We start from the raw sequence: 12,314 nt of genomic DNA, 5'->3' as shown, positions 1-12,314 counted from the left end.
CCCATTCCGCCCATTCCGCCCATGTCAGGGGCAGAAGCACCATCTTTCTTAGGAAGATCCGCAATCATCGCTTCAGTAGTGATGATTAAGCCAGCAACAGACGCCGCGTTTTGTAGCGCCGTACGTGTTACTTTAGCTGGGTCAATGATACCCATTTCAATCATGTCACCATATTCTTCAGTTGATGCGTTAAAGCCAAAGTTACCTTTGCCTTCCATAACCTTGTTCACGACTACAGAACCTTCTAAACCACAGTTCTGCACGATTTGACGCATAGGTTCTTCCATCGCACGTAAAGCAATTTCAACACCCACGTCTTGATCATGGTTATCACCTTTCACGCTCACGTTTGCTTTAGCACGAACTAACGCCACGCCGCCGCCAGGAACAATACCTTCTTGCACTGCAGCACGTGTTGCGTGAAGCGCATCGTCAACACGATCTTTCTTCTCTTTCATTTCCATTTCAGTTGCCGCACCTAATTTGATGACGGCTACACCACCAGAAAGTTTTGCTAAACGTTCTTGTAGCTTCTCTTTGTCATATTCAGATGTGGTGTTCGCCAACTGTGACTGAATCTGTGAACAACGCGCTTCAATGTCCGCTTTTGTACCAACACCATCAATAATAGTGGTTGAGTCTTTAGCTACATTTACGTTTTTCGCTTGACCTAAATCTTCTAAAGTCGCACCTTCCAAAGTCATGCCAACTTCTTCAGAGATAACCGTAGCACCAGTCAAGACCGCAATGTCTTGCAACATAGCTTTACGACGCTCACCAAAACCTGGCGCTTTTACGGCCGCGACTTTTACGATACCGCGCATGTTGTTGATAACTAAAGTAGCAAGGGCTTCACCTTCAACATCTTCCGCAATAATTAATAGCGGACGACCTGATTTTGAAACGGCCTCTAACGTAGGCAGTAATTCACGGATATTCGATACTTTTTTATCTGTTAATAAAATGTACGGGTTCTCCATTTCGGCTACCATTTTTTCTTGGTTAGTAGCGAAATAAGGTGATAGGTAACCGCGATCAAATTCCATACCTTCGACCACTTCTAACTCGTCATGCAAAGACGAACCTTCTTCAACCGTGATCACACCTTCTTTGCCAACGCGCTCCATCGCATCCGCAATCAACTTACCAACGGTGCTATCAGAGTTGGCCGAAATCGTACCAACCTGAGCAATCGCAGACGAAGTCTCACAAGGCTTAGACATGTTTTGGATTTCGGCAACCACGGCTTCCACCGCTTTATGAATACCACGGTTTAGATCCATTGGGTTCATGCCAGCGGCAACTGATTTCATGCCTTCGCGCACAATCGCTTGTGCCAGAACGGTTGCAGTTGTGGTACCGTCACCGGCTACATCATTGGTTTTAGAAGCGACTTCTTTAACCATTTGTGCGCCCATGTTCTGGAACTTGTCTTCTAATTCGATTTCACGTGCTACCGACACACCATCTTTGGTTACGGTCGGGGCACCAAACGACTTTTCAAGTACCACGTTACGGCCTTTTGGACCCAACGTGACTTTTACTGCGTTTGCTAGGATGTTAATGCCTTCGACCATACGTTCACGGGCTTCAATTCCAAACTTAACTTCTTTTGCCATCTTCGTTATTCCTCAATTTATTTAATGTCGTTATTCGCTTAACAAACTTTATGACTTAAGCATGAACCGCAATGATGTCATCTTCGCGCATAACCAATAATTCTTCGCCGTCAACTTTCACTTCCTGACCGGCGTACTTGCCAAATAAAACCTTGTCGCCAACTTTAACCGACATAGCAATCACGGTACCGCTGTCAGAGGCTTTACCTGGACCAACGGCAACCACTTCACCTTCGGCTGGTTTTTCTTTCGCAGAATCTGGAAGTACGATACCGCCAGCTGATACTTTCTCTTCTTCTAAGCGACGCACAACAACACGATCATGCAAAGGTTTAATGCTCATTGATTTTCTCCTAACTCAAGTTTGATAGAGGGTATTAACAAATGTTGATGCTCAACTTTGAGCACCAACTAAAATTTAATTCGTATAAAGACAAGGCTAATATGGGGCTGGTTCAAGCAGTTTCAAGGGGAAATTTGAACTTTTTTTGATTTATTAAATAGACCAGGCCTGGTGATGTTGTTTATAAATCTGACCAATCGTAAACCGGCAAACTTTCAAAGCCTGGTTTAGCAAAAAAATACCCCTGCATCAGGTGCACATTTAAATTTCTGAAAAACTCTACTTCATCTCGGGTTTCTAACCCCTCGGCTAACACCCTGACATTTAACTGATTACACATGGTAACTAGATTTTTTACAATGATTTGCTTGGTTGTATGGGTGTGAATGTCGCGCACTAACTCCATATCGATTTTCATAATATTGGGAACAAAGTTCGCTAAGGTGTTCAAGCCAGCATGGCCCGCACCAAAGTCATCTAGCGCCGTTGTAAACCCTTGTTTTTGGTAGTAGTCAAAAATTTTAGTAAGATGCTCAACCTTTTGTACCTGTTCCGATTCGGTAATTTCAAACATAATCGATTCAATCGGAAAACCAAATTGTTTCGCGGCCCGAAGCGTGCTTTGAATACAGTGTGCTGGCTCATAAACCGCATTTGGTAAAAAATTGATGCTCAACATACTATCGAGTTTTAGTTCACTCGCTAACTGAATCGCTTTTACCCGACAGGCCTGGTCAAACGCATAGCGATTTTGATCATTAACTTGACTCAAAACATGCCAAGCTGACTCTTGTTGGCGCCCCCGCACTAAGGCCTCATAACCAAATATCTGTCGCGTTTCTAAATCCAAAATAGGTTGAAAAGCAAAAGTAAAGTCAAAGCTCAATTCGGCATGACACTTTCCGCAACCGGATAAAATGTCTTCAATCGGAAAATGTGTAGCCATAAGATCCCCTCTAACCTCAATCATCAAAACCCTATTATAAGCCGCTTAAAAAACTCTTTGCGTCATTTATGTTTTTTATACCTATTAGCCGCAATTGAATTTTACCTAGCCGCTTTTAGGTATGTAAAATAGTTGAGAATCCCGCGACATCTTTTTAAACCAAGGGGCTTACACTATGTCTTCTACGACTCAACCAAAAATACTCATCAACCCGCCGGTTTTTTTCAGCACGGCAATCCTAACGCTATCACTGGTCATTTTTGTTATTCTTTTTAACGAACTCGCCACTCAACTTTTTAGCAACACCCTCAGCTGGATATCAACCCAATTGGGTTGGTTTTATGTCTTATCTGTAGCTGGTTTTTTGGTCTTTATTGCGATTCTTACCTTATCAAGCTATGGTCGAGTCAAACTCGGTAGCGACCACAGCCAACCTGAGTTTACCAACACAGCGTGGTTTGCGATGCTGTTTTCCGCTGGCATGGGCATAGGTTTAATGTTCTTTGGCGTGGCCGAACCGGTCATGCACTATGTAAGTCCGCCGGTTGGCGAAGCAGAAACGGCCGAAGCCGCACGTCAAGCCATGCGCATTACCTTCTTCCACTGGGGCGTTCACGCCTGGGCAATTTATGCCATTGTAGCCATGTCACTGGCTTATTTTGCCTTCCGTCATGGTATGCCCATGACGATTCGTTCATCGCTTTACCCAATTATTGGTGAGCGCATCCACGGCCCAATTGGCCATGCCGTCGACACCTTTGCCGTGCTCGGCACCCTATTCGGGGTCGCAACCTCTTTAGGTTTTGGGGTGATTCAAATTAATGCTGGCCTTAACTACTTGTTTGATATTCCGGTTAGCGTCACCACGCAAGTAATTTTGATTGTGCTGATTACACTAATTGCAACTGGTTCAGTCGCGCTTGGTCTAGATGGCGGAATTCGACGCTTATCGATTTTAAACATGATTCTCGCCGCCGCCATACTGGCCTTTGTCCTCATTGCCGGACCAACCGTTTTCTTACTGCAAACCCTAGTCCAAAACACTGGCATGTACGTATCGGATTTATTTAACATGACCTTTAACCTCTATGCCTATGAGCCGACGGATTGGATCGGTGGCTGGACTCTGTTTTATTGGGGCTGGTGGATTGCCTGGGCACCGTTTGTAGGGATGTTTATCGCCTTAGTATCCAAAGGTCGCACTATTCGAGAGTTTGTATTGGGAGTGTTATTAGTCCCCGTTGGCTTCACCTTTATGTGGATGACCTTCTTTGGCGGAACCGCCCTCAATATGATTATGGTGCAAGGCATTACCGAGCTGTCAGATGCGGTTGCTGCGGACACCTCGGTTGCCCTGTTCCAGTTCTTAGAGCATTTACCTTTATCGAGTATTACCGCTTTAGTCGCCACCCTACTAGTGATTACCTTTTTTGTCACCAGCGCTGACTCAGGCTCGCTGGTTGTCGATCGCTTAACCGCGGGCGGCAAAGAACACTCACCCACTTGGCAGCGCGTTTTCTGGGCCGTTATCCAAGGTGTATTAGCGGCTTCACTACTGATTGCGGGTGGACTGGCCGCTTTACAGACCGCCACCATTGCAAGCGCCTTTCCCTTCGCGATTATTATGATTTTAATGGCATGGGGTTTGATGCGGTCATTACGCATTGATGTGGCCAAACACAGTAGTTTAGCTTCACCACGCTTAACCAATAGCCACATGAGCTGGAAGGAACGCTTAAAAACACTGGTCAGTCAACCCAGTAAAAAAGAAGTGCTCGATTTTATTAAACAAACCGTTAAACCCGCCCTGATTGAAGTGAGTGAAGAGCTCAAAGCGCAAGGCGTAGATGCGCGTGTTGAATCGGGTGAAGATGGTCGTGTCTGGATTGAAGTCCGACACGGTGAGCAGATCGATTTTTTCTACTCAGCTCGTCCCCATGCTTACGAACCGCCAGCTTTAATCATGCGCGATACGCAAGCCAAGCAAATGGAAGAACATAAATATTATCGAATAGAAGTGCACCTCGGAGAAGGCGGCCAGGACTACGACATTATGGGTTGGACAAAAGAAACCATCCTAAATGATGTGTTAGAACAATACTCTCGTCACGTGCACTTCCTTAGCCAAGTGTCACAATAAAACTAGGGGATAAAAAATGAAAAACAATAAAACCTTACTCTATGGCCTCACACTCAGCATTACAATGAGCGCCCCCGTCAGCCTGCTAGCAAGCGTTAATATCGACTTGTATGGTTCAGCGCGCCTGCAAGCGGAAGCGGTTAGCCCAGACAGCGATGCGACCTATGCAACAGGGGGCAATGACAGCTACATCGGCATACGCGACGCCTATTCTCGTATCGGTTTAAATGCTAATTGGCAAGCGACTCAAAATCTGGAAGTCTTTGGTCAACTTGAAATTCCATTCGATATGGCTAACTTTGCCGTCCAAGATCCCTATGATGACCGCCGTGATCTGCGTGTCGCCCAAGTCGGCATCAACACCAACCATGGGTCACTTGCTTATGGTCAAATGTGGCTACCCTTTTATAACGCAATCTCCTACAAGGTAGACCGTTTTAGCTCTTATTACAGTGGTTACGCCACACTCGCTTACTTTCGTGCTTACAATGCCGTGAGCTATTACAGTCCCAGCTATAACGGCCTGTCTTTTGGCGCAGGTATTGTCATGAAAGACGAGTCAGATCAAGCGGATACCTTTAGCGATAATCGTTATCAATTCACCGGCACCTATAATAAAAATGGCACGGATCTTTCTGTCGCTCTAGAGCAAGTAGATAATACCAATGATGATCAGCTACTCGGTGTTGCCTTAGGTCAGCAAATTGATCAACTCTATATCGGGCTAAAATTCGAGCAATGGAGTGCGAAAGGTTCGGATGAAAGTAATGCCACAAATCTCTACGCGGACTACCAGCTCAAAAAGTACACTTTTAAAGCCATGGTGGCCGAAGTGGAAGGCTATGGTGAGCAAATCTTGCATATTGGTGCCGACTATCAATACAGCAAAGACCTCAAAACCTTTATTGAGTTTTATCAACAAGAGGATTCGAATGCAATCGCCAACCGCAAAGCAGGCAGTGCGGGTGATTTTGCAGATGGTCTAGTTGGTGGCGGTAATACGATTGCGGCGGGTTTTCGTTACGACTTTTAATCACTAATTGTCTCAAGGTTGGTCGCGTTGAGTTTTTAGCGCGGCCTTTTTATCCTTTATTAGCCTGCTTTAGTCGATCGACTGAAACTGAGTTAAATAAATCGCCGCGATTAAAACACCTAATGTGGCGGCCCAGATAACAAAATAGATTATTAAAGAACGCTTTGCATTCTGTTGCTCCACATTGGTTCTTGGGCGAATACCTTTCAAAAAGAATACAATCTTAGACGATAAATTCACCGACACAATATTCACCGCCAACAGCAAACCTGCACCCAAAGCTAAATCAAAATGCCCCAGTACCAACATCAAGCCAAGCACCACTGCAGGCGGTAATAAAGCGACGGCAACCATCACCCCCACCAAAACACTCGCCACACCGGTGGTGACCGATAAAGCCGCGGCCGCACCTGAGGCTAAGGCTAATACAACCGCAGGTAATTCAACATAGGTTCTAGATTGTAGTTCTCCAACACTTATATCGATCGGCACCACTAAAGAAATCAACATAGCTAGGCCAATAGCTAACCCCACTCCGGCTATGCCGGAGATTAAGGATTTTTTCATTAAGTCTAAGTCTGCCAACGCGGTGGCAAGCCCTAGAGCCAAATTAGGCCCTAAAAGCGGCGCAATCACCATACCACCAATGATAATCGCCACATTGTCTTCAATCATCCCAATCGCGGCGACAACCGTAGACAAGGCCACCAGCACCAAATAGTTAACATTTAAGCGGGCGTTTTGCTCGATGGTTTGATAAAGCTGCTCGCGATAAGTGGTCGAGCCATCCTGCTCACTCGTATCATTCTTGTTGGCTTCTGGTTCAGGAATAACCGATTCCACCTCCAAAACCATCACCTGAACTTGATCTGGACAATCTTGAGATACCTCTTGAATTTGATCTAAAGCCTGTTGCACCTGAGAATCATGCAAAGTGACCTGAATCCAATGCTTATGCTCGTCCTTTAAGTCAGCTTGACGATACAACCAGGCCTGGTGGTTATCCAGAAGTTTGATCAATCTTGGTGAGGCGGCAGGATGACAGGTAATATCAATTAATTTCATAGTAACACCTCACCATATTCAAACTAAGATGCTTTGTTATCCAAGCTATCACCATCAAAGTCCGGGCGATGCTCTTCAACCCATTGCTCATCTTGACGCGGATCCATTTCAGCCATCGCCACACCAGAGGCGGCAGGTACAGCGACAAATACACTTAAATGATCATCCGGTACACGCTCACGCATTAAGGCAAACACCCCTAAACCAGCGGCAAATAATGCCAGAATAATAAAAAACATCATGACCGAATAACCCAGTACAAAGCCTAAGATTAAGGGGGCCAAAAAGGAACCCAAGCCATAGGAAAATAATAATGTTCGACTAATCTCAACAATATCCTTGTTTTCATCTAATACGTCGTTGGCTCGAGCCACACTCAATGGATAAATACTAAACAAGCTAATACCTATTAAAAAACCTAAACCATAAAGTAGCCATAAACTATTTGGCGCCACCAACATCAACATAAATATCACAAAACTAAAGAATCCTGCCCAAGCAATCAACTTACGTCGTCCATAACGGTCAGATAACGCCCCTACTGGCCATTGCGCCAGCAGTCCGCCCAGAATACTTATGGCCATAAAAATCGCCACGGCACTGCCGTCTTCAAATGACTTTAAGACATACAAGGGCATCATGGTATAAAAGGCGCCCACAAAAAATCCGCCCACAAAACTGCCGACCAAGGCTAAGGGCGCGACCGTCAAAAGTTTAGGCATACTATAACGTTCAAATGGTCGCATCACCGGTTGCGGAATTTTAGTAATTGCAATCAACACCAACGACCAGAGCACCAAGACTGAACCAATCACAAACACACTATCTGGGCGCACATCCAGCATAAGAATAAACTGCCCTAAAGCAGTCGCCAAGAAAAAAATAATGGTATAAATGGCCAGCACACGTCCGCGCTCTTCGTGAGTACTTTTCTCATTCAACCAACTTTCCAAAACAATCAACAACGCATAAAAGGCAAAGCCCGCAATGAGACGTAAAACACCCCAAACATAAGGGTCAAACACCAACACATGCCCTAGAAATGAAATAACCATTAACGCAGAAAAGGCAGAGAAACTGCGTGCATGTCCGACGGTAACAATGAGTTTTTGACTAAAAATGGCAGCTAAAATTGCACCCAAAAAGAACGCGGCATTGATGAGACCAATACTGGATTCTGACAAGCCTTCCTGTTTTAAGAAAACACCAATATAGGTCATCAGCATACCGTAACCGGTGGCTAATAACGCAATCGCAAAAAATAACGATGAAATAGGAAGCAGTGTTTGCCTAAAAAGCATAGAAATGAACTCGGTTAGAACTCACAGATCGCAACGCAATCTTTGCTTGAGCTGCGATACTTTAGTGTGTGTTAAAACAAACGGGCAAAGCCGAACCCAATAAAGTCGGTGTCACTATTTTCAAGTCCACCACCGACATATACATCAAGCTGGGTATTTGCGTCTAATAAATAGGTTAACCCAGCATTTAAAATCATAACCGTATCTTCAGAATAAGTCAGCGGTGCATCGACAAACACTTCGGCATAACTACCAATTTGAGCAGAATGGCTAAGGCTGGTGCCCAGTGTCGCTTGTAGATTTAATTCGCGCTCACCTCGCCAGTAATCGGATTCAGCTTGCACAACACCAAATACTCCCCAATCCGGCTGCAAAGCTTTATCCCACAATAAGCCGCCCAAAAATCGAGTTTCGCTTAGATTATCCGAACCATCACCGGTAGGCAGATCCAGCTGAGCCAAAGCCGATAAGTTGTATTCTGAGGTAGAAGTTAAACGTTTTTTTAGCGCCAAGGTGACATCGCTTTGCGTGGAATCACCATCAAAAACTTGGTAACCCGCCCAAGCAATGCCCAACTCTAAACCTTCAGATAAACCGGTGCGCAAATTCAATAAAGGCGCGGTATGCAAGGTATTTGAATCCCACATATCCGCTTGATAACCTAGCTCAAGGTTTAACTGACCGGGCGACAAGGTATGGGTTCCAGTCGAAAACCCAGGACGATCCGCAACCACGCCTTCCGCTTGCACCCAAGCAGGAATTAAGAACACACAGATTATTTTAAAAAAACGGCTCATATTTGTTCCTTAAACACTATTCAACTAACACCATATTGTCACGATGAATTAGCGATTCATCGCCTTCATATCCCAATATTTCGAATATTTTATGACTTGATTGACGTAAAATTTTACGGGCTTCGTTATGATCATAATTGATTAAACCACGCGCGATTTCTCGCCCCATTTCATCCTGGCAAATCACCAACTCACCACGTTTAAACTGGCCTTCTACCTTGGTCACGCCAACCGGTAACAAGCTGCGACCATGCTGCATGACAACCTTAACGGCTCCTGCATCCAAAGTTAAATATCCGCGTGCCTGCAAGTGACCTGCAAGCCATTGTTTGCGCGCTTTCATGGGTTCTAAATCTGGAACTAATAACGTCCCGAGATTTTCAGCTGAAAATAAACGCGGCAGCACATTAGGCTCGCGCCCAGAAGCGATTAAGGTCGCAGTTCCAGAGCGTGCCGCACGTTTTGCCGCCATCACTTTGGTGTACATGCCCCCACGCCCTAACGCCCCGCCTTCTGGACTCGCCATAGCCTCAATGTCTTTACGACTGACTTGTGCCTGTTGAATGAGTTTCGCCTGCGGGTTTTCACGAGGGTTCGCATCATACAAACCTTGTTGATCGGTCAAAATGACCAATACATCCGCACCGATTAAGTTAGCCGTCAAAGCCGCTAAAGTGTCATTATCACCAAATCGAATTTCATCGGTTACCACCGTGTCATTTTCATTAATGATGGGAATCACACCATGTGAGACCAGGGTTTGAATAGTGTTACGCGCATTTAAATAACGTGCGCGATTAGATAAATCATCATGCGTCATCAAAATTTGCGCGGTATGCAAACCGCTTTTGGCGAACTCGGACTCATAGGCTTGCACCAGCCCCATTTGGCCAACCGCTGCCGCAGCTTGTAACTCATATAAAGCCGTAGGTCGAGTTTTCCAGCCCAAACGCTGCATACCCTCTGCGACCGCGCCCGATGAGACGATAATGATTTCAATGCCTTGCTCACGCAATTCAACCATCTGCGTCACCCACTTGGCCAATTCAGCTTGATTCAAGCCTGAACCATCATTGGTCAGCAAAGCGCTCCCTAATTTAATAACCCAACGTTTTGTTTTTGTTAAGGCTTGGCGATCCATGTTGATCTCACTCTTGCGCGTCTAAAGCTTTGGCTTTATTGGCGATTAATGTCCAAGAAATTTTTTGCATTAACTCATCCGTGCCAATACGTTCAACCGCTGAAATTCGATAGACCTCGCCCTTCCAGCCTAAGCGTTGGATAATATCATCACAGCGCTCATCCGCTTCTTCATCCAATAAAAGATCGGTTTTATTTAAAACCAACCAACGGTCTTTTCCAGCGAGTTCCTCACTAAACTTTTCGAGTTCTTTTTCAACGACACGCACCGCTTCAACCGGATCAGAACCATCCAGTGGTGCAATGTCTAACACATGCAACAATAAACCGGTACGCGACAAATGCTTGAGAAACTGCACACCTAAACCCGCACCTTCAGCCGCACCTTCAATTAATCCGGGAATATCGGCAATCACAAAACTATTTTCAGCCGACACTCGCACCACACCTAAGTTAGGGTAAAGCGTTGTAAATGGATAATCAGCGACTTTGGGACGCGCGGCAGATACCGCGCTAATCAAGCTGGATTTACCGGCATTAGGCAAACCTAGTAAACCAACATCGGCCAGCACTTTCATTTCTAACAATAATTCGCGAGCTTCGCCGTCTTCACCCAAAGTGTGTTGACGTGGGGTGCGGTTGGTTGAGCTCTTAAAGTGAATATTACCCAAGCCGTGACGTCCACCTTTCGCCACCAGCAATTCTTGACCATTTTCAGTCAAATCGCCAATTTGTTCTTGAGTGTTCAGATCCGTCACCATTGTGCCGATTGGTACATGAATCACTAAATCTTCACCGGCACGGCCGGTTTTTTGGTTGCCCATACCAGCTTGACCATTTTGCGCTTTAAAGCGTTTGGTAAAACGAAAGTCCACCAAGGTATTTAGGTTGGCATCCGCTACAAAAATAATGCTGCCGCCATCACCGCCATCACCGCCGTTGGGGCCACCAAACGGAATGTATTTTTCACGACGGAAACTAGCTATGCCGTTCCCGCCACGTCCAGCTTCAACAAAAATTTGCGCTTCATCTACAAACTGCATGGTTCACCAACCTAAATTAACCGATTATTATTTTTTCAAACAAAAACGCCCCGCACAGTTGTGTGCAGGGCGTTTTATTTTATCACGTGAACGGTCGAAACGATTAAGCAGTCTGCTCAACAATCTCAACGTAGGTACGCACTGGCTTACCCTTAGTCACGAATGCAACTTTACCGTCTGCTTTAGCAAACAAGGTATCGTCTTTACCACGACCAACGTTAACACCAGCATGGAACTTAGTGCCACGCTGACGAACAATGATGCTACCTGCTGAAACAGATTCGCCACCGAAACGCTTAACACCTAAGCGTTTGGCATTAGAATCGCGACCATTTCGTGTACTACCTGCGGCCTTCTTATGTGCCATGGTTCTATCTCCTGTAACAGGCCTTAACAACCAGGCCTGGTTCTAGTCTAAGTTTAAAACTTAAGCTGAAATACCTGTGATTTCAACTTCAGTATAGTTCTGGCGATGGCCTTGCTTAGAACGAGACTTGTTCTTACGACGACGGAATTTGATGATAGTCACTTTCTTGCCACGACCGTTACCAATAACAGTTGCCGCAACTTTTGCACCTTCAACAACAGGCGTGCCTAACTTAACAGACGCGCCTTCACCGACCATCAAGACCTCGTCAAATTCAACCTTGTCACCTTCATTAAGACCTAAAGTCTCAATGCGCAAAGTTTGACCTTGACGTACTCGATATTGCTTACCACCGGTTTTAATTACAGCATACATTTTTGTACATCTCCCGGATTGAAAATTCTGTTCATTTGGACGATTCGGATAATAGATCGAGTCATCGCTACAGTAAAGGCGGGATTATATAGAGTTTTATTTGCCAGGTCAAAGCAATTACACAAATATTTTATGTCTGCCAAAC

Annotated in this window: 12 protein-coding genes; 2 read left to right on the top strand and 10 right to left on the bottom strand. The window is 45.2% G+C overall.

Annotated elements, in window-relative coordinates; all coding sequences use genetic code 11:
* The 3 genes from groL to VIM91_RS08210 form a co-directional block, all read right to left on the bottom strand.
* A partial coding sequence (gene groL, locus VIM91_RS08220; RefSeq protein WP_331864341.1) for a chaperonin GroEL occupies nt 1-1,619 on the bottom strand: 1,619 nt, incomplete at its 3' end.
* A gap of 55 nt (nt 1,620-1,674) precedes the next feature.
* The gene (gene groES / locus VIM91_RS08215) at nt 1,675-1,962 is read right to left on the bottom strand and encodes a co-chaperone GroES (protein WP_331864340.1); all 288 of its coding nucleotides are present in this window, start codon (nt 1,960-1,962) and stop codon (nt 1,675-1,677) included.
* A 181-nt stretch (nt 1,963-2,143) separates the two neighbouring features.
* The gene (locus VIM91_RS08210) at nt 2,144-2,908 is read right to left on the bottom strand and encodes an EAL domain-containing protein (RefSeq protein ID WP_331864339.1); all 765 of its coding nucleotides are present in this window, start codon (nt 2,906-2,908) and stop codon (nt 2,144-2,146) included.
* 175 nt (nt 2,909-3,083) lie between these two features.
* Between VIM91_RS08210 and VIM91_RS08205 the strand changes: the two genes are divergently transcribed.
* The gene (locus VIM91_RS08205) at nt 3,084-5,048 is read left to right on the top strand and encodes a choline BCCT transporter BetT (protein ID WP_331864338.1); all 1,965 of its coding nucleotides are present in this window, start codon (nt 3,084-3,086) and stop codon (nt 5,046-5,048) included.
* Nucleotides 5,049-5,064: 16 nt separating this feature from the next.
* Nucleotides 5,065-6,081 (top strand): porin, encoded by a 1,017-nt coding sequence (locus VIM91_RS08200; RefSeq protein ID WP_331864337.1) that lies wholly within the window; start codon nt 5,065-5,067, stop codon nt 6,079-6,081.
* Nucleotides 6,082-6,150: 69 nt separating this feature from the next.
* On the opposite strand, the gene VIM91_RS08195 is transcribed toward VIM91_RS08200, so the two are convergent.
* The 7 genes from VIM91_RS08195 to rplU form a co-directional block, all read right to left on the bottom strand.
* Nucleotides 6,151-7,146 carry a TIGR00341 family protein gene (locus VIM91_RS08195; RefSeq protein WP_331864336.1) on the bottom strand — a complete coding sequence of 332 codons (996 nt, stop codon included), beginning with the start codon at nt 7,144-7,146 and terminating at the stop codon, nt 6,151-6,153.
* 23 nt (nt 7,147-7,169) lie between these two features.
* Nucleotides 7,170-8,447, bottom strand: a complete 1,278-nt coding sequence (locus VIM91_RS08190; RefSeq protein WP_331864335.1) for an MFS transporter — start codon at nt 8,445-8,447, stop codon at nt 7,170-7,172.
* A gap of 71 nt (nt 8,448-8,518) precedes the next feature.
* Nucleotides 8,519-9,244, bottom strand: a complete 726-nt coding sequence (locus VIM91_RS08185) for a transporter (RefSeq protein ID WP_331864334.1) — start codon at nt 9,242-9,244, stop codon at nt 8,519-8,521.
* 16 nt (nt 9,245-9,260) lie between these two features.
* Nucleotides 9,261-10,385 (bottom strand): glutamate 5-kinase, encoded by a 1,125-nt coding sequence (proB, locus tag VIM91_RS08180; RefSeq protein ID WP_331864333.1) that lies wholly within the window; start codon nt 10,383-10,385, stop codon nt 9,261-9,263.
* A gap of 7 nt (nt 10,386-10,392) precedes the next feature.
* Complete coding sequence (gene cgtA / locus VIM91_RS08175; protein ID WP_331864332.1) at nt 10,393-11,427, bottom strand: Obg family GTPase CgtA; 1,035 nt, start codon at nt 11,425-11,427, stop codon at nt 10,393-10,395.
* A gap of 103 nt (nt 11,428-11,530) precedes the next feature.
* The gene (gene rpmA / locus VIM91_RS08170) at nt 11,531-11,794 is read right to left on the bottom strand and encodes a 50S ribosomal protein L27 (RefSeq protein ID WP_331864331.1); all 264 of its coding nucleotides are present in this window, start codon (nt 11,792-11,794) and stop codon (nt 11,531-11,533) included.
* Between the two features lie 60 nt (nt 11,795-11,854).
* Entirely contained in the window at nt 11,855-12,169 is a 315-nt protein-coding gene (rplU, locus tag VIM91_RS08165; RefSeq protein ID WP_029936018.1) for a 50S ribosomal protein L21, read from the bottom strand.
* Nucleotides 12,170-12,314 lie beyond the last annotated feature (145 nt).

This window comes from Thiomicrospira sp., assembly GCF_036568485.1.
GTDB lineage: Bacteria > Pseudomonadota > Gammaproteobacteria > Thiomicrospirales > Thiomicrospiraceae > Thiomicrospira.
This window is presented reverse-complemented; position numbering and strand designations above follow the sequence as displayed.